This is a genomic window from Streptosporangiales bacterium, assembly GCA_009379825.1.
In the GTDB taxonomy this organism is placed as follows: Bacteria; Actinomycetota; Actinomycetes; order Streptosporangiales; family WHST01; genus WHST01.
Genome location: WHTA01000014.1, coordinates 47,844 through 68,699 on the forward strand (window position 1 = coordinate 47,844; position 20,856 = coordinate 68,699).

The 20,856-nt window shown below is 70.5% G+C and carries 23 protein-coding genes; 7 read left to right on the plus strand and 16 right to left on the minus strand.

Going from position 1 to position 20,856, the window contains the following annotated elements:
* Positions 1-121: 121 nt before the first annotated feature.
* On the plus strand, positions 122-1,594 hold the full coding sequence (gene glmU, locus GEV07_09890; protein ID MQA03008.1) for a bifunctional UDP-N-acetylglucosamine diphosphorylase/glucosamine-1-phosphate N-acetyltransferase GlmU: 1,473 nt from the start codon (positions 122-124) through the stop codon (positions 1,592-1,594).
* Between the two features lie 58 nt (positions 1,595-1,652).
* Complete coding sequence (locus GEV07_09895) at positions 1,653-2,633, plus strand: ribose-phosphate diphosphokinase (protein ID MQA03009.1); 981 nt, start codon at positions 1,653-1,655, stop codon at positions 2,631-2,633.
* Between the two features lie 6 nt (positions 2,634-2,639).
* On the opposite strand, the gene crcB is transcribed toward GEV07_09895, so the two are convergent.
* From crcB to GEV07_09915, 4 genes are all read right to left on the minus strand, one after another.
* Complete coding sequence (gene crcB / locus GEV07_09900) at positions 2,640-3,011, minus strand: fluoride efflux transporter CrcB (GenBank protein ID MQA03010.1); 372 nt, start codon at positions 3,009-3,011, stop codon at positions 2,640-2,642.
* Positions 3,008-3,358, minus strand: coding sequence for a DUF190 domain-containing protein (locus GEV07_09905; GenBank protein ID MQA03011.1), 351 nt, complete (start codon positions 3,356-3,358; stop codon positions 3,008-3,010). Before GEV07_09905 ends, crcB begins: the two co-directional genes overlap by 4 nt.
* Entirely contained in the window at positions 3,355-3,849 is a 495-nt protein-coding gene (locus GEV07_09910) for a hypothetical protein (protein MQA03012.1), read from the minus strand. Before GEV07_09910 ends, GEV07_09905 begins: the two co-directional genes overlap by 4 nt.
* A 230-nt stretch (positions 3,850-4,079) precedes the next feature.
* On the minus strand, positions 4,080-4,760 hold the full coding sequence (locus GEV07_09915) for a PadR family transcriptional regulator (GenBank protein MQA03013.1): 681 nt from the start codon (positions 4,758-4,760) through the stop codon (positions 4,080-4,082).
* Between the two features lie 291 nt (positions 4,761-5,051).
* Here GEV07_09915 and GEV07_09920 point away from each other — a divergent pair, with 291 nt between their 5' ends.
* The 5 genes from GEV07_09920 (at position 5,052) to GEV07_09940 (ending at position 9,471) form a co-directional block, all read left to right on the plus strand.
* Complete coding sequence (locus GEV07_09920) at positions 5,052-5,702, plus strand: 50S ribosomal protein L25/general stress protein Ctc (protein ID MQA03014.1); 651 nt, start codon at positions 5,052-5,054, stop codon at positions 5,700-5,702.
* Positions 5,703-5,720: 18 nt separating this feature from the next.
* Positions 5,721-6,317, plus strand: a complete 597-nt coding sequence (locus GEV07_09925; protein MQA03015.1) for an aminoacyl-tRNA hydrolase — start codon at positions 5,721-5,723, stop codon at positions 6,315-6,317.
* A gap of 121 nt (positions 6,318-6,438) precedes the next feature.
* Positions 6,439-7,188 carry a 3'(2'),5'-bisphosphate nucleotidase CysQ gene (locus tag GEV07_09930; protein ID MQA03016.1) on the plus strand — a complete coding sequence of 250 codons (750 nt, stop codon included), beginning with the start codon at positions 6,439-6,441 and terminating at the stop codon, positions 7,186-7,188.
* 112 nt (positions 7,189-7,300) lie between these two features.
* Positions 7,301-8,215: a sulfate adenylyltransferase subunit CysD gene (cysD, locus tag GEV07_09935; protein MQA03017.1), complete on the plus strand. Its 915-nt coding sequence runs from the start codon at positions 7,301-7,303 to the stop codon at positions 8,213-8,215.
* Positions 8,215-9,471, plus strand: a complete 1,257-nt coding sequence (locus GEV07_09940) for a sulfate adenylyltransferase (GenBank protein ID MQA03018.1) — start codon at positions 8,215-8,217, stop codon at positions 9,469-9,471. The genes cysD and GEV07_09940 overlap by 1 nt, the downstream gene beginning before the upstream one ends.
* A 52-nt stretch (positions 9,472-9,523) precedes the next feature.
* Here the strand turns inward: GEV07_09940 and GEV07_09945 are convergent, their stop codons facing one another.
* The 12 genes from GEV07_09945 to GEV07_10000 form a co-directional block, all read right to left on the minus strand.
* Complete coding sequence (locus GEV07_09945; protein ID MQA03019.1) at positions 9,524-10,441, minus strand: glycosyltransferase; 918 nt, start codon at positions 10,439-10,441, stop codon at positions 9,524-9,526.
* A gap of 288 nt (positions 10,442-10,729) precedes the next feature.
* Positions 10,730-11,422 carry a hypothetical protein gene (locus GEV07_09950; protein MQA03020.1) on the minus strand — a complete coding sequence of 231 codons (693 nt, stop codon included), beginning with the start codon at positions 11,420-11,422 and terminating at the stop codon, positions 10,730-10,732.
* Between the two features lie 4 nt (positions 11,423-11,426).
* Positions 11,427-11,702, minus strand: a complete 276-nt coding sequence (locus GEV07_09955) for a DUF2277 family protein (GenBank protein MQA03021.1) — start codon at positions 11,700-11,702, stop codon at positions 11,427-11,429.
* 17 nt (positions 11,703-11,719) lie between these two features.
* Positions 11,720-13,045, minus strand: coding sequence for a glutamate-1-semialdehyde 2,1-aminomutase (locus tag GEV07_09960; GenBank protein MQA03022.1), 1,326 nt, complete (start codon positions 13,043-13,045; stop codon positions 11,720-11,722).
* The gene (gene rfbC, locus GEV07_09965; GenBank protein ID MQA03023.1) at positions 13,042-13,584 is read right to left on the minus strand and encodes a dTDP-4-dehydrorhamnose 3,5-epimerase; all 543 of its coding nucleotides are present in this window, start codon (positions 13,582-13,584) and stop codon (positions 13,042-13,044) included. The genes GEV07_09960 and rfbC overlap by 4 nt, the downstream gene beginning before the upstream one ends.
* Positions 13,585-13,591: 7 nt before the next feature.
* Positions 13,592-14,803, minus strand: a complete 1,212-nt coding sequence (locus GEV07_09970; GenBank protein ID MQA03024.1) for a hypothetical protein — start codon at positions 14,801-14,803, stop codon at positions 13,592-13,594.
* The gene (locus tag GEV07_09975; protein ID MQA03025.1) at positions 14,804-15,772 is read right to left on the minus strand and encodes a glycosyltransferase; all 969 of its coding nucleotides are present in this window, start codon (positions 15,770-15,772) and stop codon (positions 14,804-14,806) included. It lies immediately after the preceding gene.
* Positions 15,769-17,046: a hypothetical protein gene (locus tag GEV07_09980; GenBank protein MQA03026.1), complete on the minus strand. Its 1,278-nt coding sequence runs from the start codon at positions 17,044-17,046 to the stop codon at positions 15,769-15,771. Before GEV07_09980 ends, GEV07_09975 begins: the two co-directional genes overlap by 4 nt.
* Positions 17,043-18,158: a hypothetical protein gene (locus GEV07_09985; protein MQA03027.1), complete on the minus strand. Its 1,116-nt coding sequence runs from the start codon at positions 18,156-18,158 to the stop codon at positions 17,043-17,045. Before GEV07_09985 ends, GEV07_09980 begins: the two co-directional genes overlap by 4 nt.
* Positions 18,152-18,799 carry a PIG-L family deacetylase gene (locus GEV07_09990; GenBank protein ID MQA03028.1) on the minus strand — a complete coding sequence of 216 codons (648 nt, stop codon included), beginning with the start codon at positions 18,797-18,799 and terminating at the stop codon, positions 18,152-18,154. The genes GEV07_09985 and GEV07_09990 overlap by 7 nt, the downstream gene beginning before the upstream one ends.
* Positions 18,799-19,617 (minus strand): glucose-1-phosphate cytidylyltransferase, encoded by an 819-nt coding sequence (locus GEV07_09995; GenBank protein ID MQA03029.1) that lies wholly within the window; start codon positions 19,615-19,617, stop codon positions 18,799-18,801. The genes GEV07_09990 and GEV07_09995 overlap by 1 nt, the downstream gene beginning before the upstream one ends.
* Positions 19,618-19,627: 10 nt before the next feature.
* Positions 19,628-20,851 (minus strand): methyltransferase domain-containing protein, encoded by a 1,224-nt coding sequence (locus GEV07_10000; protein ID MQA03030.1) that lies wholly within the window; start codon positions 20,849-20,851, stop codon positions 19,628-19,630.
* Positions 20,852-20,856: the final 5 nt, after the last annotated feature.

A 20,856-nucleotide genomic window follows, 5' to 3' on the forward strand; every position in this document is an offset into this window, starting at 1 on the left:
CGTCGCGTACCCGCCGGTATTCTCGGCAGGTGTCGGGTACGTCGTGGCCACCTTCCCCGTGCGTCGCGCCCGGCAGCAGCTCTGACCGCACGACTCGCCCGTTCCCCACTCGCCGAGGAGTATGCGCGTGAGCGCTCGCCCGCCGGTCGTCGTGGTCCTCGCCGCAGGTGAGGGCAAGCGGATGCGTTCGGCAACCCCAAAGGTCCTGCACGAACTGGCCGGTCGCAGCATGCTCGGGCATGTGCTCGCCGCCACCGAAGGCCTGCGGCCCGCGCGTACGGCCGTCGTCGTCGGGCACGGGCGCGACCAGGTGACACCGCACCTCGCACAGCTCGACGCCGAGGCGCTGCCGGTCGTCCAGGCCGAACAGCACGGCACCGGTCACGCCGCGCGGCTGGCGCTCGAGGCACTGGGGGACACCGACGGCACCGTCCTCGTGGTGCCTGGCGACGCGCCGCTGCTGACCACGCAGACCCTGGCGCGGCTGGTCGAGCGCAGGGAGGAGTCCGGCGCGGCGGTCGTGCTGCTCACCACGGTGCTGCCCGACCCGACCGGCTACGGGCGGGTGGTACGCGGCCCGGACACCGGCGAGGTGGACCGGATCGTCGAGCACAAGGACGCCACCGAGGAGGAGCGCGGCATCGCCGAGTGCGCGGTGTCCGTGTATGCCTTCGACGCCGGCTACCTGGCCGCAGCGCTGACCAAGCTCACCACAGACAACGCCCAGGGCGAGGAGTACCTCACCGACGTCGTGGCGATGGCCCGCGCGGACGGGCACGGCATGCAGGCGGTCGTCGCCCCGGACCACGCGGAGACGCTCGGCGTCAACGACCGGGTGCAGCTGGCCGCGGCCGGCCGGGTGCTGAACGACCGGCTGCTCGAGGGCTGGATGCGCGCCGGCGTCACAGTGGTCGACCCGGCCACCACCTGGGTCGACGCGGACGTCACCTGCGAGGAGGACGTCACCATCCAGCCGTTCACCCTGCTGCGCGGCAGCACGCACCTGGCGCGGGACGCCGAGGTCGGGCCGTCCTGCACGCTGGTCGACACGTCCGTCGGTGCCGGCGCGCGGGTGCTCAACACGCACGCCAAGGGCGCGCAGATCGGCCCACGCGCGAACGTCGGCCCGTGGACGTACCTGCGGCCGGGCGCCGACCTCGCCGAGGCGGCGAAGGCCGGTGCGTACGTGGAGATCAAGAACTCCACCGTCGGCCCGGGTGCGAAGGTGCCGCACCTGTCGTACATCGGTGACGCCGAGATCGGCGAGCACTCGAACATCGGGGCAGCCACCGTCGTGGTGAACTACGACGGGGTGCGGAAGCACGTGACGAGGGTCGGTGCGTACGTACGCATCGGCAGCGACACCATGCTCGTCGCGCCGGTCGAGGTGGGCGACGGCGCCTACACCGCGGCCGGCTCGGTGATCACCGGTGACGTGCCGCCTGGTGCCATGGCGGTGGCGCGTGGCAAGCAACGCAATGTCGAGGGCTGGGTGGAGCGCCGACGCTCCGATACTCCGTCCGCGGAAGCAGCACGCAAGGCCAGGGAGCGTGCGGCAAGCCGGGAAGCCGAAGGGGAGACTGGAGAAGGATGAGCCAGGGCGTGCTGACCAGGACGGGTGTAGCCGTATGACCGCACAAGGGGGGCGGCCGATGACGGGGATCAAGAAGACCGGACAGAAGCAACTCATGGTCTTCTCCGGGCGTTCGAACCGGGAGCTCGCCCAGGAGGTGGTCGAGCATCTAGGCATCGAGCTCACCCCGACGGAGGTGTACGACTTCCCCAACGGTGAGATCTACACCAGGGTGCGGGAGTCGGTCCGCGGCTGCGACGCGTTCGTGCTGCAGAGCCACTACGAGCCGATCAACGAACGCATCATGGAGCAGCTGATCATGGTCGACGCGCTGAAGCGCGCCTCGGCCAAGCGGATCACCGTGGTCGCTCCGTTCTACGGCTACGCCAGGCAGGACAAGAAGTCCCGCGGCCGGGAGCCGATCACCGCGCGGCTGATGGCCGACCTGTTCAAGACCGCGGGCGCCGACCGGCTGATCGCCGTCGACCTGCACACCTCGCAGATCATGGGGTTCTTCGACGGCCCCGTCGACCATCTGTGGGCGATGCCGATACTGGCCGACTACCTCTCGGACCGGCTGGACCCCGCCGACTCCACCGTCGTCTCGCCGGACGCCGGCAGGGTGCGGGTCGCGGACATGTGGTCGGACCGGCTGGGCATGCAGCTGGCGATCATCCACAAGCGGCGCGACCCGTACGGCAAGGAGCGCGACGTCTCGGTGCACGAGGTGGTCGGCGAGGTCGAGGGCCGCACCTGCGTGATCGTGGACGACATCATCGCGACCGGCGGCACCATCGTGAAGGCCGCCGAGGCGTTGATGGAGAACGGCGCACGCGACGTGGTCGCCGCGGCGACGCACGCGCAGCTGTCCGGTCCCGCGGTCGACCGGCTGAAGAACTCACCGGTGTCGGAGATCGTGCTCACCAACACGCTGCCGATCCCCGAGGAGAAGCGGTTCGACAAGCTGACCGTGCTGTCCATCGCCCCGCTGATCGCCCGGGCGATCCGCGAGGTCTTCGACGACGGCTCGGTCACCAGCCTCTTCGAGGCCCAGGACTGACCCGGCTCAGCCGAGCGCGGCCGTCACGTAGTAGCCGGCCGCGGCGGCGCCGAAGCCGACCGTCAGGCTGACGGCCACGTTCAGCACCGCCTGCCGCACGGCGCCCTGCTCGACCAGCCGGAGCGTCTCGAAGCTGAACGTGGAGAACGTGGTGAGCGCGCCGCAGACGCCGGTGCCGAGGAACGCGACGGCGGCGGGGGAGAGCATTCCTCCGCCGGCGAGCGCGAGCACCACGCCGAGCACGAGCGAGCCGACCACGTTCACGGTAAGCGTGCCCCAGGGGAAGACCTGGTCGACCCTGCGCTGCAGCAGCCGGTCGGTGAGGTAACGCAGCGGCGCACCGACCGCGCCGCCGAGCGCGACGAACAACAGGGTCACGTCGCGGCCGCCTCGGCGTCGCCGACGTAGCGGATGACCTCGACCTCGTCGATCATGACCAGGCCGCCCTGTACGACGTCGTCGAGCTGGGGCAGGAAGTTCCTCACCCGTTCCTCGGTGTCGACGATCACGACGGCGACCGGCAGGTCGTCGCTGAGGCTGAGGATGCGGCTGGTGTGGATGTGGTTGTTCTTGCCGTAGCCCTCCACGCCGCGCAGGACGGTCGCGCCGGCGAGCCCGGCGCGGTGTGCCCGGTGCACGATCTCCGTGTACACCGGGTGGTGGTGGTACTGGTCGCTCTCGCCGACGATCGCGGTGAGGCGGCAGGCGGGCCCGGAGAGTCTCATCGGTTCGCTCTCCTCTGCTGGGCGGACCGGATCACGGTGCGCGCGAGTGTGACACCGAGCCAGGCCGCGAGCAAGCCGACGAGCGCGCTGCCGGCCAGGTACCCGAAGGCGACCGGCCAGGCGCCGGCCCGTACCAGGTCGAGGGCCTCCACGGTCACCGCGGAGAACGTCGTGTACCCGCCGAGCACCCCGACGCCGAGGAACGGCCGCAGATACCGGGTCGGCCGCCAGAGGTCGAGGACGAACACCAGCAGCGCGCCGAGCGCGAGGCAGCCGGTCACGTTCGCAAGCAGCGTGCCCCACGGCACGCCGGCGGCCGGGGTGGGCAGCGCGAGCCCGACCAGGTAGCGACCGGTGCTGCCGAGCGCGCCCCCGACGGCGACGACCGCGAGCACGTCCAGGTGGCCGACCAGCCGCCGCCAGGTCCGGCGGGACGGGGCGGGATCGCGGAAGACGTCAGCAGTGGTCGCGGGGTCCGGCCGGGTGGTCATGAGGAGACCTTTCGCGTGAGCATCGCAGCGAGAACGGTAGCCGGGACGCGTGCACGCACCGCAGCTGAGCGAGGAGCGGAGCGCGAAAGGTCGACGGGGTATACGGTCATGCGTCGCCTCCCTGATGCGTGTTCGTACGCAGGGACCGTTGGCGACGCAGTCGCGGTTGACGGCGAGCCCCACCGCCGTTGGCCCAGTCTAGGGCGTCAGGCGATGGGGCAGTGTGGCGCTCACCGGGTCTCGTCGTCGGCGTCGTCGGGCGACGCGTCCTCGTCGTCGGCGAGGATCCGGTAGAGGTCCCGCCGTGCGTCGACGAGGATCTGCTTCGCGCGGTCCAGCTGCGCGTCGTTGCCGGCCTGGACGACCTGCATCACCGCGCCGCCGAGCTGGCCGGCGAGGCTCGCCAGCTCCTGCGCCCGTTCGTCGACGTCGCCGGCGAGGGCGTCCCACGGTGCGGTGAACTCGCCCGGGCGTGCCTCGACGTACTCGCGGCCCGCGTCGGTGAGCTCGTACGCCTTCCGGCCGTCGATCTCCGTGGTGCGGACCAGGCCCTCGTCCTCGAGCTGCTGCAGGGCCGGGTAGACGGAGCCGGGGCTCGGTCGCCAGTACCCGTTGCTGCGCTCGGTGAGCTCCTGGATGATCTGGTAGCCGTTCCGCGCCTGCTCGCTGAGCAGGGCGAGGATCCCGGCCCGGACATCGCCGCGCCTGGCGCGCCGGCCGCGACCGCGGTGCCTGGGGCCGAAGCCACGGCCGAACATCCGCGGGTCGAAGCCGAACGGGCCCGGGCCACCGCGGGGTCCGTGCCCGCCACCCGGGCGTCCGCGTCCGCGCCGGCCGCGGCCTTCCTCGGCGGCGGCCATTGGGTTGAAGGCGGGCCACCACGGCCCGCGCATCGATGCATCTGCGTGCATGGGTTCTCCTTTCAAGAGAGCTGTTCGCGACAGTCCCTAATGAGACTGTCTGCGATAGTTAACGATATATCGATATAGCTCGAACGGCAAGAGCCGGTTCCTGGGGTGGATGCGCTTATCGGCTCCGCGCGTGCAGCCGATAGACTCAGGAGCTCATGTGCGTCACCGGCGCGGCACTGGCCGAACTCGGTGGTGCCCGACCAACGTTCGGTGCATTCCGACACCCGACGGAAGCGCCCGCCGGTCATCCGGCAACGAGCATGCAACGACCACGCAACGAGGAGTACCGCCGTGTCCGAGGTCCGTATCCAGGCCGAACCGCGTACCGAGTTCGGCAAGGGTGCCGCGCGTCGTGTCCGCCGCGCCGCCAAGGTGCCGGTGGTGCTCTATGGTCACGGCACCGACCCCCGGCATCTGTCCATGCCTGGCCACGACCTGATGCTCGCCTTGAAGTCGCCGAACGTGCTGCTGCGTATCGAGGGGCTGGACAAGTCCGAGCTGGCGATCCCCAAGGCGGTACAGCGCAACCCGATCAAGGGTGAGCTGGAGCACGTCGACCTGCTGCTGGTGCGGCGCGGCGAGAAGGTCAGCGTCGACATCCCGCTGAACGTCGACGGCGAGGTCGCTGTCGACGGCATGCTCGCGGTGCAGCTGACCAGCCTCACCGTGCTCGCCGAGGCGACCCACATCCCGAACGAGATCGAGGTCAGCGTCGAGGGCATGGAGATCGGCGACCAGCTGACCGCCGCCGACGTCAAGCTGCCCGACGGGGTCGAGCTGGACGCGGACGGCGAGCTGCTCGTCCTGCACGTCGTCCACACGCCGACGGCCGAGGAGCTGGCCGGCGAAGAGGGCGAGGCCGAGGGCGGGGAAGCCGAGGGCGAGGCCGAGGGCGAAGCCGCTGCCGACGAGTCGACCGAGTCGGCGGAGGCCTCCAGCTGATCCGGATCGGCGGGCAGGATGGACGCTACGTCCGACACCCCGTGGTTGCTCGTCGGTCTCGGCAACCCGGGCCCGCGGTACGCGGGTAACCGGCACAACGCCGGGTTCCTCGTCGTCGACGTGCTGGCGAGCCGGTGTGCCGCGAGTTTCAAGCGGCACTGCTCGCGCGCGGACGTGGCCGAGGACCGGGTGGCCGGCACGCGGTGCGTGCTGGCGAAACCGCAGACCTACATGAACGAGTCCGGCGCCGCGGTCGCCGGCCTCAGCGGGTTCTACAAGGTCCCGCCGGAACGGCTCGTCGTCGTGCACGACGAGCTGGACCTCGACTACGGCCAGCTGCGGGTGAAGTTCGCCGGTGGCGACAACGGGCACAACGGGCTGAAGTCGATCCGCCGCTCGCTCGGGCACGGCGACTACTACCGGATGCGGTTCGGCGTCGGCCGCCCGCCCGGCCGGCAGGACCCGATCGACTTCCTGCTCCGCGACTTCAGCGCCGCGGAACGCAAGGATCTCGACTACCTGGTGGACAGGACCGCTGACGCGGTGGAGTCGTTGCTCGTCGCCGGTCTCGAACAGACACAGACCAGCTACAACACCAGGGGGGCGCTGTCGTAGTCCGGTCCCGGCGCCGGTCCTGCCGGCGTGCCTCGGCCCGCGGCCACGGCCGTGAGGCGAGGTGGAACAATACCCCGATGACGCGCATCGGCGGTTCGCCGCTACTTGGAAGTTGGTGTCCATGACCGCGTGGACCAGAGACGATGACCACGCCCTCGCCCGATCCGCCGCGCAGCGGACGGGCGAGTTGCTCGTCGAGGTACGTCGCAGCCACGCCGACGCCGACCCGGCGACCCGGCGCAAGGAGGGCGACCGCCAGGCGCAGGACCTGCTCGCCGGGCTGTTCGCCGAGGCGCGCCCGGACGACCTGGTGTTCTCCGAGGAGGCGCCGGATGACGAGCGCCGGCTGGCCGCGGACCGGGTGTGGATCATCGACCCGCTGGACGGCACCCGTGAGTTCAGCGAACCGGACAGATCGGACTGGGCGGTCCACGTCGCGCTGTGGGAGCGGGGTGAGCTGGTGGCCGGTGCGGTAGCGCTGCCCGCGCTCGAGCAGGTGCTCACCGCCGACCAGCCGCTGCCGCTGGCGCCGGCGCAGTCCCCGCCACGTATCCTGGTCAGCCGTACGCGTCCTCCCGCGGAGGCCGTACGCCTGGCGGAGGTCCTTCCCGGCGAGCTGGTCCCGATGGGGTCGGCGGGCGCGAAGGTCGCGGCGGTGGTGCGCGGTGTCGCCGAGGCGTACGTACACTCGGGTGGGCAGTACCAGTGGGATTCCGCCGCGCCGGTCGCCGTTGCACGTGCTGCGGGACTGCACGCGTCCCGACTCGACGGGTCCCCGTTGGTGTACAACACAGCCGAGCGTTCACTGCCCGATCTCGTCGTCTGCCGCGAGGAGATCGCGGACGACCTGTTGAACGCTCTGCGCAACTGACTTTGACGGCCCGCGTCCCACGCGGCGCGGCAGGAAGTGATCGGTGAGGTAGAGCGTTGGCAATGAGGGCCCGACGCAACGGTCCACGTCGCCTTGAAGGAGCGCCCGATTGATGGCCACGACCACACATGACTACCGGCTGTCCCAGCTGGATGCCCTCGAAGCCGAGGGCATCCACGTGATCAGGGAGGCGGCAGCCGAGCGGGAGCGTCCCGCGCTGCTCTTCTCCGGCGGCAAGGACTCCTGCGTGCTGCTGCACCTGGCGGTGAAGGCATTCTGGCCGGCCAAGGTGCCTTTCCCCGTGTTGCACGTCGACACCGGGCACAACTTCCCCGAGGTGATCGAGTTCCGCGACCGGCTGGTCGAGCAGTTCGGGTTGCGCCTCGAGGTCGGCTCCGTGGAGCAGGCGATCGCCGACGGCCGGGTGCACGAGCGGCCAGGGCAGGGCAGGAACCGCCTGCAGACGCAGGTGCTGCTCGACTCGATCCAGAAGGGCAACTTCGACGCCCTGTTCGGCGGTGCCCGCAGGGACGAGGAGAAGGCCAGGGCGAAGGAGCGGGTGTTCTCGTTCCGCGACGAGTTCAGCCAGTGGGACCCCAAGGGCCAGCGGCCCGAGCTGTGGAACCTGTACAACACGCGGGTGCACCCCGGCGAGCACATGCGGGTCTTCCCACTGTCCAACTGGACCGAGCTGGATATCTGGGACTACGTGGCCAGGGAGAAGATCGAGCTGCCGTCGATCTACTTCGCGCACGTGCGCAAGGTGTTCGAGCGTGACGGCATGCTGCTGGCCGACTCCGACGTGATCGACCGGCGGGAAGAGGAGACGGTCTTCGAGGAGACCGTCCGTTACCGCACGGTGGGCGACATGTCGTGTACCGGTGCGGTCGAGTCCTCCGCGGCGAGCGTGGAGGACGTCATCGCCGAGGTGGCGGTGAGCCGCGTCACCGAGCGTGGTGCGACGAGAGCCGACGACAGGACCAGTGAGGCAGCGATGGAAGACCGGAAGCGGGAGGGCTACTTCTGATGGACCTCCTTCGCTTCGCGACCGCCGGGTCGGTCGACGACGGGAAGAGCACGCTGATCGGGCGACTGCTCTACGACTCCAAGGCGATCTTCGAGGACCAGCTCGACTCCGTCGAGCAGGCCAGCCAGAAGCGCGGTGACGAGTACACCGACCTCGCGTTGCTCACCGACGGCCTCCGCGCCGAGCGGGAGCAGGGCATCACCATCGACGTGGCGTACCGCTACTTCGCCACCCCGAGCCGCAAGTTCATCATCGCCGACACCCCGGGCCACGTGCAGTACACCCGCAACATGGTGACCGGTGCGTCCACGGCGAACCTCGGCATCGTGCTGGTCGACGCGCGTACCGGGCTGTCCGAGCAGAGCAGGCGGCACGCGTTCCTGCTGAACCTGCTGCGCGTACCGCACCTGGTGCTCGCGATCAACAAGATGGACCTCGTCGACTACGACGAGGATGTGTACCGCAAGATCAGGGAGGAGTTCGAGGTCTTCGCCACCAGGCTCAGGCTGAACGACCTCACGGTCATCCCGCTGTCGGCGCTCAAGGGCGACAACGTCGTGGACCGCTCCGACAAGATGCCCTGGTACACCGGTTCGACGCTGCTCGGCCACCTGGAGAACGTGCACGTGGCCAGCGACAGGAACCTGATCGACGTCCGGTTCCCGGTGCAGTACGTGGTCCGGCCGAAGGCCAAGGAGTACCACGACTACCGCGGGTACGCGGGCACCGTCGTCGGTGGCGTGATGAAGGTCGGCGACGAGGCGCTCGCCCTGCCGTCCGGCTTCACCACCCAGATCACGGCGATCGACACGTACGACGGGCCGGTCGAGGAGGCGTTCCCCGACATGGCGGTCGTCGTCCGGCTGGCCGACAACATCGACATCTCCCGCGGTGACATGATCTGCCGGCCGCACAACCAGCCGCGCGTCACCCAGGACGTCGACGCGATGATCTGCTGGATGAGCGAGTCCGGTGGGCTGCGTGCCGGTGGTCGCTACCTGCTCAAGCACACCACCCGCACCACCCGGGCGATCGTCAAGGATCTCCAGTACGAGCTCAACATCAACACGCTGCACCGCGACGAGCACGCGGACTCGCTGGGGCTGAACGAGATCGGCCGGGTCACGCTACGGACCCAGCAGCCGTTGTTCTGTGACGACTACGGCCGGAACCGGGAGACCGGTGGCTTCATCCTCATCGACGAGGTGACCAACCAGACGGTCGCCGCCGGCATGGTCGGTCTCGACAAGAACTGACCGCGCTCGAACCCCCACGATGGAGCATCGTGGGGGTTCTTGCTGCCGTGGGTCAGATGCTGTGGCCGTGGCGGTGCAGGCGGGTCAGCAGGGTGTCAGGGCGCATCACTCCGGACGCGACGGCGAGCGCCAGGTAGGCGCGGGCCTCGCCGGGGTTGCGGCGTACCGTGCGGCCGGCCCACCGCAGTGCCTCGCTGCGGTGGCCCTGGGCGGCGGTGGCGAACGCGATCTGGCCGCTGATCCTGGCGCCGCCGACGCGGGCCTGGCCGAGCTCCGGGTACTCCTGCAGGAACCAGCGCAGCGCCTCCTCCATGCTCTGCCACCGGCGGACGAAGCGCGTGGCGCTGTGTCTGCGGACGCGCACGTGGACGCCGGGCACGTTGCGTACCCTGCCCTTCCTCGCCGTACGGAGCAGCAGGTCGTAGTCCTCGCCGAAGCTGCCAGGCAGGTCCTCGTTCACCATGCCGAGCCCGAGCAGCTGCTCGCGCCGGAACACGAACGACGACGAGTGCAGCTCGGCGTGCCGGTCGCGGATCAGCTCGTCGAGGGTCACCCAGTCGGTGCGCAGGGTGCGGTCGATCGTGCGGTCGCCGTACTCGATCCGCATCCCGCAGGTCACCAGGGCGGTGTCCGGCGACTCGAGCAGCGCGGGGACCTGGGTGCTGAGCTTGTCCGGCAGCCAGGCGTCGTCGTCGTCGCAGAACGCGATGAGCTCGCTGTTGGTGAGCATGATCCCGGTGTTCCTTGCACCGGCCAGGCCCGGCTGCCTGGTGTTGGTGAGCACCACGACCGGGCGGTCGCCGCCGCACGCCAGCGCGAAGTCGGGTTCCTCGTCGTCGTAGATCACCAGGGTCTGCACCTCGCCGCCGTAGTCCTGGGCGCGTACGGCGTCGACGGCGCGGCGGAGCAGCTCCGACCGGTGCTTGGTCGGCACGATGACGGTCACGGGTGGCAGCGCGGCGTTGGGCATGTCAGGCCAATCCGTGCGAAGACGACGGGGCGGGCGCGGACAGCGGTCGGTGCAGGAGCGCGCGGTGACCGCGTGCCAGAACGGGCTGCGACGTGAGCATGCCAACGTCCCCCAATTACTTAGTCCGCCCCGAGCTTGTCACTTCATGGCGCTGATGTCCGCTTCGTCGGTTAGAGGCTGGCGTGCTGTAGATCTGTCCACAACGGGCTGTGACGACCGGTCTGGCATGCCGCGTGGAGCGAGCAGTTTGGTGAACACTGAACCGCGCCGCTCCTGCCGGCGCTGTCGTCAGAAGTCGAGCCGCGGGGTGGCGGGGTCGAGGACCACGGCGCGGGGCGGGCCGCCCCAGGTCTGGGTGATTGCGGTTGCCAGGGTGTCGAGCAGGCGCGGCATGTCGGTGGCGGCGGTGGCGTGCAGTGCCTCGGCGACGACGAGGACGCTCTCGGTGCCTGGGCGTACGGCGGACTGGCCGCTCTGCCGGTTGGTCCAGCGGCGGGCGTGGGCGCGGCGGTCGGCGTCGGCGAAGATCACTTCCCCGGGATGGGGGTGTTCCACGTCGCCGCCGAAGGTCAGATACGTCTCGTCGCCGGTCGCGTAGCGCACCTCGAGGTGGTCGGTGACGGCGGCGGTATCCAAGACGGCGATGGGCACGGCGTAGGCCATGGACGTCGCGTTGCAGAGGTCGACGAGCGGGTGCAGCCGCGGCAGCGAGCCCTCCTTGCGGAAGCGGCGCAGCAGCGACTCGGCGGCACAGCGGTACTGCGTGGGTTTCAGGCCGAGGGTGGCGAACGTGCGGCGCCACGCCTGGATCTCCGGCAGCTCGCTCTCCGGCGCCGCGGCGAGCCGCTCCTTCGCGCGGGTGGAGAGGTCGGTGACCTGGGCCGTCACGTCGGCGTCGGCAGTGATGCCGTCGACGGTCAGCGCGACCGGCACCAGGTCGGGGAAGTCCCGCCAGATCGCTGCGCTGTGCTCGAAGTACACGGCGTCAGCCGGCGGCCTTCTTCGCCAGCCGGGCCTGGACCTCCGGCCGGCGCAGCGGCGGCATCGTCGGCGGTGGTTGCCGGCGTGCCGGCAGGTCGTCGAGCAGCCGGGCAGTGATGGTGGCGATCTCTGCCACGGCGGCCTCGAACGGCTCCCTGGTCGCGTCGGAAACGCTCTGGACGCCGCTCACCTTGCGCACGTACTGGCGGGCGGCGGCTTCGATCTCCTCGTTCGTGGCCACCGGTTCCAGGCCGCGGAGGGTGGTGATGTTTCTGCACATGCCGGCCAGGATACGCATCAGGCGTAACGGCGGAACACCTGTCGCACCGGCCGGCCACCCAGCCACGGCGTGGGGTCACCGGCGTCCAGCGCCTTGCGGTACGTGGCACACGCCTGCCCGACCACGTCCACGGTGCGCTCGATGTCGCGTTCCGACAGCGCGCTGCTGACCACGAACGACGGTGCCAGCACGCCGCCGGACAGCAGCTCGCGCAGGAACAGGGTGCGGTACTCCTGCGACGGCCTGAGGTCCTCGTCGAGGGTGGTGAAGACCAGGTTGCTCGCCCGGCCGCGCACGGTGACGTGGTCGGCCACGCCCATCGCCTCCGCCGCCTCGCGGACGCCCGCCGCCACGAGCTCACCGAGCTCGTGCAGCCGCTGCGCGGTGCCTTCGCCGGCGTAGACGTCCATCACGGCGATCGCCGCGGCGAGCGCATGGGTCTCCGCGCCGTGGGTGGTCGATAGCAGGAACACCCGCTCGTCGTGGTGCCGGATGCCGCCGCGTTCCATGTGCTCGCGGCGCCCGGCGAGCGCGGAGACGGCGAAGCCGTTCCCCAGCGCCTTGCCGAACGTGGACAGGTCGGGCTGCACGCCGTAGACGCCCTGCGCCCCTGCGGCGCTCCAGCGGAAGCCGGTGATCATCTCGTCGAAGACGAGCAGGCAGCCGTACCTGTCCGCGAGCGCGCGCATGCCGGCGAGGTAGCCGTCCGGCGGTTCGCTGTGGGTGGCGGGTTCCAGCACCAGACAGGCGACCTGGCCGTCGTGCAGCCGGAGCAGCTCGGCGGTGGCGTCCAGGTCGCCGTAGGGGAACGTGACCGTCAGCTCGGCCACCTGTGGGGGAATACCCGCGGCCATCGGCGTGGTCGCGATGAACCAGTCGTCGGTGGCGTAGAACGGGTGGTCGCGGCAGATGGCGACGAGTGGACGGCCGGTGACGGCGCGGGCCAGCCGTACCGCCCCCGTGGTGGCGTCCGAGCCGTTCTTCGCGAACTTCACCATGTCCGCGGTCGGCACGGTCGCAAGGAACCGCTCGGCCGCCTCGACCTCGATCGCGCTCGGCCGGACGAAGTTGGCGCCGCGGTGGAGCTGCTCCTGCACGGCGGCGACGACCCGTGGGTGGGCGTGACCGAGGCTCACCGAGCGCAGCCCGGAGCCGTACTCGATGTACTCGTTGCCGTCGACGTCCCAGACGCGGGCACCCGCGCCGTGCGAGATCACCGGGGCGAGGCCGGCCGGGTACTGGTCGTCGCCCTTGGCGTAGGTGTGCGCGCCGCCGGGGACCAGCGCGTGCAGCACCTCGTTCAGCTCGGCGGAGGACGCGAGTTCGCGGTGCGGTGAGTTCATAGCTGTGCCACCTCGGTGAGCCTGGGAGCCTGCCGGTCGCGTTCGGACATCGCGGTCACCGGCAGCGGCCAGGTGATCGCGAGGTCGGGGTCGTGGTACCTGATGGTCACGTCCTCCGCCGGGTCGTGCGCGCGGTCGATGCGGTACGACACGTCGGCGGGGTCGGTGAGTGCCTGGAAGCCGTGGGCGCAGCCGGCGGGCACGTAGAGCGTCGTCTGCTCCTCGCCGGACAGCTCGAACGACACCCAGTTCTTGTACGTGGGGGAGGCCGGCCGCAGGTCCACGACGACGTCGAAGATCGTCCCGTACGAGCAGCGCACGAGCTTGCTCTCCCCGGCACCGGCGCGCAGGTGCAGGCCGCGCACCACGCCGAGGGCCGAGCGCGACACGCTGTCCTGGATGAACGCGTTCGGGTCGAGCCCGGCGGCGCGGACCGCGTCGGCGTCGAAGGTGCGGCAGAAGAAGCCGCGCTCGTCCACGGCCGGGCGAGGGTGGAACAGGAGTACTCCGGTGACGCTGGCGACGTTCTGGACGCGCATGATCTCCTCAGCTCGGCTGCACGGACGGTTGGGCGGGTTCGGCGAAGAGCGTGGTCGCGAGGTCGTGGAACTGCTCCTCGAGCCGTTGTGCGTTCCGCGCGTTCGCCTCCCGGATGTCCGCGACGAGGTCGTCGCGTTCGGCGGCGAGCCGGTCGAACGAGGTGACCAGACGGCTCAGGTGGAGGCTGCGCAGTGGGTGACAGAAGTCGGCCAGCCCGGCGTCGGCGAGCAACGCATCGTTCTTCTCCGCGTAGCTGATCGACACCGTGGGCCTGCCGAGCAGCAACGCGGCGAGCAGGTTGTGGTAGCGCGACGCGACGACGTAGTCGACGTCCGCCATCGCCCGCAACAGGTCGTCGTAGGTCGTGGTGGGCACGACGGTGACGTCGCCGTGCGCGGGTAGCTGGTCGACGATGGCCCGCGTCACGTGTTCGTCGACGGCGTCACCGATGAACAGCCGCACCGCGTAGCCGTGCTCGGCGAGCCAGGCGACGAAGCCGCGCAGCGTGGTGCGGTAGGTGTCGTGGATGGTGTCCGCCTGCCGGCGGTCGAGCGTGGTGCCGTGGTACGCCATGACGCCGACCCCGACCGTGCGGCCGCGACCGCCGGTGGGCTCGGGTGCGGGGAGCGCGAACGCCAGGTCGGCGTACACGTGGTCGCCGGTCGTGTCGACCCCCATCCGCGTCATGGCGGCTTTCGACAGCGCGTCGCGGTACGAGCGGTAGTGCGCGAGCCTGGCGGCCATCGCGATCAGGTACCTGGTCACCGGCTGGGTGGTGTACGCGGCGCCGACGCAGACGTACGCGACCTTCGTGCCGAAGCAGCGCCCGGCGAGGCCCAACAGCACCAGCGCGTACGGCACCCCCCACGGACGCAGCGGCAGTGTCGCCTCGAGCACGCCCATGCCGGGCACCATGACGACGTCGTGTCTGCGCACCCAGGCCGCGGTGCGGAACGCGTCGGCCAGCTTGCCGAACGCCTTGCGCACCACTGCCGTTCGGCTACGGGTGTCGTCCGCGGAGTACCAGTGCATGGGAGTGGTCGGCAGGCCGTACCTGGTGGCGATCTCGCTGGGACCGGCGCACATGCAGCTGAGCTCGGCGTCGGGATACCGGGTGCGCAGCGCGGTGAGCAGTGCGGCCAGGGACGCGTCGTTGCCGGTGTTGCCCGAGCCGAGCAGCCCGAAGAAGCCGACCCTGCGCGGGACCGCCGCGGGCATCTAGGAGCCTCCCGCCTGCCCGGCGATGTCGGCGAACGCCCGCACCGCAGGGCGTTCGGCGACGGTGCCGACGTGCCGGTCCTCCATCCGGGTCGGCGCGCCGCGCCGCGATCTCGCCGGGATGGCACGGTCGGTGAGCCAGCGCGCGAGCTGGCGGTAGCAGCGCCGCCGCTCGGGCGGCGTGATCGGCGCTCGCCGTACGGCGGCGACGAAGCCCCAGATGTACTCCGCGAGCAACCGCGCGCGGGGGTGGCGGATGCGGTTCGCCCGCCGCGGGTCGAGGTTGGCGCACCTGGCGCGCATCGACGGTTGGGCGCGCTCGGCGCGGCCCGGGTGGTCGCGGCGGAAGTAGAGCACCTCGGGCACCTGGTGGAACCGGCCCTGCAGCGCGAGGTCGGCGACGATGACCCGATCGGCGTGGTGGAAGCTCTCCTGCAGTCTCGTCCGCCGCAGTACGTCGCTCCTGATGACGCCGTAGAAGTCGTCGCCGCCGACGGTGAAGAGCATGCTGGCGAACCGCTCCGCGGCCGTGGGCGCGTCGGTGGCGAGCGGGTAGTCGATCTGCTCGAGTACCTCGCCTTCGGCGCCGATCAACGCTTGCCAGGCGTGTGCCAGCACGACCTGCGGGTCGTCGTCGAGCGCCGCCACGCACTTCTCCAGCAACCGCCTGCCGTACAGGTCGTCGTGCGACGCCCACTTGAACAGCTCGCCGCGGGCCTGCCGGAAGACGAAGTTGTGGTTCTCCGCCGCACCGGTGTTGGTCGGCTGCCTGAAGTACCTGATGCGGTCGTCCCGTTCCGCGTACCTGGCGCAGATCTGCCGTGTCGCGTCGGTGGAGGCGTTGTCGGAGATGATCAGCTCGAAGTCGCGGTAGGTCTGGCCGAGAAGTGCATCCAGTGCCTCGCCGAGGTAGCGCTCGCCGTTGTAGACCGGCAGGCCGACGCTCAGCCGTGGCGTGCTCGTGCTCATGCTGCAGCCCCTTCCAGGTGTTCGCGTACCCCGGCACCGAGGTGCCACCACCACACGCCCGCGCCGATGAGGGTGGCGACCGCACACCCCCAGGCCGAGCCGACCGCACCGGCGGCCACGGCGCCGCCGAGGCCGCCGGTCACGTACGCCAAGGACACGACCAGCTGCGCCCGTACGCTCCTGCGCGCCGCACCGAGCGCGCGCAGGCCTGCGCCAGCGCCTGTGCCGAAGCTGGCGTTCATGATCGTCAGCGAGGCGGGCAGCAACAGCGCAGCCGCCGGTTCCCAGGACGCGCCGAGCAGCTCGCGGCCGACGGCGTCCGGCAGCAACAGGATGAGCGCCGCTCCCCAGAGCATTGCCAGCACCGCCTGTCCGGCGCCCAGCGCCAGGCAGAACGAAGTGAGCTTCTGCGTCGACCGCCGCAGCATCCGGGCCGCCTCGGGCACCGCGAACAGACCGACGCCCATCAGCACCATGAAGAACGGGCCGAGCAGGAGTTCCGCACCGCGCACCGCGCCGACATCTGCGAGCCCGGCGATGGCGCCGAGTCCGTACATCCGGATCTGCGCGCCGCCGCTGAGGCTGACGTTCTCTACCAGGTAGCGAGGAGCGAGGTCGCGCTGCTCGACGTACCAGGTGCGTACTGCCAGTGGCCTCGGCAGTATCCGGGTCTGCACGCAGCCGAACAGTGCTGCGACCCCGGCCGCGGCACCCCAGGCGAGCACGAACGCGGACACGCTCGGCACCATGCCGGCCACGGCGAGCGCGGGGACGAGTGCGGCCGCCCAGACCAGGTCGTTGGCGCACGCCCGGCCGCCCTTGCCTGCCGCGAAGAACCCGTAGCGCCAGGAGTCCTGGAGCAGGAGTGCGGGCAGTACCACGCCGAGTGCGAGCAGGGCGGCTCCCAGCTCGCCATCCATCGCGAGACCGATGAGCAGGCACAGCAGTCCCGCCGCGACGCCGACACCGACGGCAGCACCTGTCGACCTGGCCACCCCCACCCGCCAGGTGGCAGGCGCGACGGCGCTGTACCGCACCATGAGCGGGTCGGTGGCGAGCCCGCGGGAGATGTTCACGGCGAAGCCGTAGGTCACGAACGCGAGGCTGAACACCCCGAACCCGGTGATGTCCAGCGTCCTTGCCGCCACCACGCCCACGGCGAAGTTGGTCAGGCTGGACACGGCCTGGTCGGTGAGGCCCCAGGAGAGCCTGGTCACCACGCCGCGCAGCATGCGCGTGCGCGGCCTGGTCGCTTCGCTGACGTCCGTGCTCATCGCCGTGACAGCAGGTGGGGCAGCGGCAGCGGCACCAGGTAGCTCGCGCCCCAGCCGCCGTCGGCTTCGAGTTGCGTGATCACCTCGTCGGCGATGTCCCAGGTGAGGACGAGCACGACGGCGGGCCGTGCCGCACGCAGGGCGTCGACCGGCCTGATCGGGACGCCACAGCCGGGTATGCGCCGGCCGTGCTTGGCGATGGCCGCGTCCACCGTGAACGGCAGCAGGTCGGGGCCGACGCCGGCGAGGTCCAGCAGCACCGGCGCCTTCGACGGTGCACCGTAGCCGAGCACGGTCGTGCCGGCCGCGCGGTGCGCGGCGAGCCGTTCGTGCAGGGCCGTGGCGCAGGCCGTCGCGCTGTCGTGCAGCGCGCGCAGGGTGTCGGGGTCCGCAAGTCCCGCCGCGCGCTCGGCGTCGAGCACCGCCTGCACAGTGTCGTCGCCGGCCGGCAGTCGGCGCAGGGTCACCTGCAGGCTGCCGCCGAAGAGCGGCACGTCGTCCACGTGGACGACGGCGAGGCCGAGCGGTGCGGCGAGCGCACGCAGTGTCGAGACGGAGAGGTACGACCAGTGCCCGTGCCTGATGGTGTCGAACTGGTTGCCCTGCACCAGCGGGAGCAGATGGTGGAACTCGAGCACCAGCAGCCCGTCGGGGGCGAGCCGTTCGGCGCGTGCGCGCAGCGCCTTGCCGAGGTGCGGTTCGTGGGCGAGGCCATGCACGTCCACGACGAGTGCCGCCTGGTCGATGTCCGTCACCGGCCGGCAGCCGGCCGCGCGCAGGTGGTCGAGCCACGAGCCGCCGTGGTGGCTGGCGAACTCGTAGACGGTCGCGTCGGCGAGCTCCGGGTGCCGGCGCAGGATGGTGTCCACCGAGCGGACGGTGTGTGCGCGGCTGGTGGCCGACTCGATCGCCAGCGGCGGCTCGGGCAGCTGCGGCTCGACCGGACCGAGCTGCACCAGCGTGCAGCCACGGCACAGCCACAGCTCCAGCGGCCAGCGCGGGTCGGCGGCCGGGTTGCCGGTGGCGGGGAAGTGGTCGGCGCCCGGTTGCTCGCCGAGGTCGACCACCCGTTCCACGTCGGGTGAGCCGCAGCCGCGGCAGCCGGCTACCACGTCAGCCTCGCCTTCGTGATGGTGAACGCCTCGGCGTACCGGCTACGACACTCCATGCCGCGGATCCTGGCCAGGCCGTAGAAGACCTCGTCGTCGAACCAGTCCCGACCGGACTGCGACGGGTAGGCCTTGTTCAGCAGCTCGACCTTCGTCCGCATCACCTCGTCGTCGAGCGGTACGTAGAGCTGTGGGTTGCCGAGGTCGCCGTCCCACTTCGGTATCTCATAGCCGAGCACCAGCTGGTCGCGCCACACCGTCGGTGCGAGCTGCGCGAGCAGTCGGTGGTCCTGGTGGGCATCCGTGGGCGTGGGCGCGAGCACCAGGTCCGCGGTGCGGCCGGCGGCCGTGTGCTCGAGCAGGTCCTTGACGTCCTCCCAGTGCGCGGGCAGCCGGCCGTCGGGCAGCCCGCCCAGGTGCAGCCGTACGTCGCGGCCGGGCAGGAAGAGCTCAGCCGCGTGCCTGACCTCGGCGCAGCGCTCCGGCGACCCGGTCGCCACCACGAGCTCGGCGGACAGCCGTGGCACGGTCATGGTGAGCTGGAGCAGCGTGCCGCCGCAGCCGATCTCCAGGTCGTCCGGGTGTGCGGCGAGCGCGACGAGACGCAGTGGCGCGTCGGTCGAGTCCAGGCGCAACGGCAGCATCAGATCGCCAGCGCGATCCGTGACTCGTCGCTGGACGCGTACTCACGTGACCACACCATCCACGGCCGGTAGCCGCTGCGGAAATGGTCCTCCAGCATGTTGCGTTCCTTGAGGGTGTCCATCGGTGCCCAGAAACCGTGGTACGGCACGGCGAGCAGCTTGTTCATCGCGGCGAGCCTGGTGAACGCGTGGCCGACCAGGTCTTCGCCCTTGTGCAGCACGTCGAAGATCTGCTGCCGCAGGACGAAGTAGCCGCCGTTGATCCACAGCGGCAGGTCGGTGACCGACCGGATGCCGCCGACCCGCGCCTGGTCGTCGAAGTCGACCACGTGGAACGACGCCTGCGGTGGCACGGCGAGCAGGCTCGCCACCGTGTTGCTGGCCGCGAAGTCGGACACGATCTTGTCCATCGGTGCGTCGGTCAGCACGTCGCCGTAGTTGGCGAGGAAGATCTCGTCGTCGTCGAGGTGCCGGCGCACCATACGCAGCCGCTCGCCGATGCTCGTCTCGATGCCGGTGTCGACGAACGTGATCCGCCACTCGCTGATGTCGGAGTCGAGCAGCTCGATCTGCTGGCCGCCCTTGGCGAGCACGAAGTCGTTGGAGTGCGTCTCCTGGTACTGCAGGAAGTACTGCTTGACCGCGGTTGCGCCGAAGCCGAGACAGAGAATGAACTCGTTGTGCCCGAAGTGCGCGTAGTAGCGCATCACGTGCCAGAGCACCGGTCGGTCGCCGATGGTCATCATCGGCTTGGGTGCGGAGTCCACGCCGCTGCGCATCCGCAGGCCGAGCCCACCGCAGAAGAGCACTACCTTCATCGAGGTCCTCCTAAACGACTTCGAGCCGTGGCACGGGGACGACGAAACGCGCGCCCCACTCCCTGGCGTAGCCGAGCTGGTGCACGATCTCCTCGCGCAGGTTCCACGGCAGGATCACGATCAGCTCGGGCTTCGTCTCCGCCAACCGCTCAGGCGGGAACACGGGGATGTGCGTGCCAGGCAGGAACATGCCGTGCTTGTACGGGCTGCGGTCGACGGTGTACGGCAGCAGGTCCGCCCTGATGCCGCAGTGGTTGAGCAGTGTGTTGCCCTTGCCAGGAGCGCCGTAGCCCGCGACCGATCTGCCTTCGCGAGCGGCCGAGCCGAGCAGTGCGACCAGGTCGGTCTTGACCGTCAGCACCTCGTTGGCGAAGCCGAGGTGGCCCACCACCGAGTGCAGGCCGGCGTCGGCCTCGTCGTCGAGCACCTTGCGCACCAGGTCCGACGGCTCGCCGGCGGCGGCGGTCGGCCGGGCGAGCACGCGCAACGACCCGCCGTGGGTGGCGACATCCTCCACGTCGACGACGCGCAGGTCGCCGCCCGCCAGCGCTCTCGCCGCGGTGTGCAGGGTGAAGTACGAGTAGTGCTCGTGGTAGATGGTGTCGTACTGCCTGCCCTCGATCAGCCGGAGCAGGTGCGGGAACTCCAGGCAGACCACACCGGTGTCGGCGACGAGCGCGCGCAGGCCGGCCACGAAGTCGCGCAGGTCGGGGACGTGCGCGAACACGTTGTTGCCGATGACCAGGTCGGCCTTGCCGTACGCGGTGGCCAGCTCGGCGCCGGTGTCGGCACCGAGGAAGACGTTCTCCGTCGGGATGCCGCGCTCACGCGCGACCGCCGCGATGTTGCCTGCGGGCTCGATGCCGAGCGCGGGGATGCCCCGCGCCACCACGTGCTGCAGCAGGTAGCCGTCGTTGCTTGCCACCTCGGTGACCCGGCTGTCGCCGTCGAGGCCGAGGCGGTCGACCATCGTCGCCACCAGCTTCTCCGCGTGTGCGACCCAGCTGTCGGAGTACGAAGAGAAGTACGCGTAGTCGCTGAACACGTCGACGGCGTCGACATAGGAGGGCAGCTGCACGAGCAGGCACTCGTCGCAGATCCGCACGTGCAGCGGGTAGAAGGCCTCCGTGTCGTCCAGCTGGTCCGGCCGCAGGTAGCTCTCGCACGGCGGCGACATGCCGAGGTCGACGAAGGTGGTGCGCAGCGGCGTGGAGCACAGCCGGCAGGTCAGGATGTCGC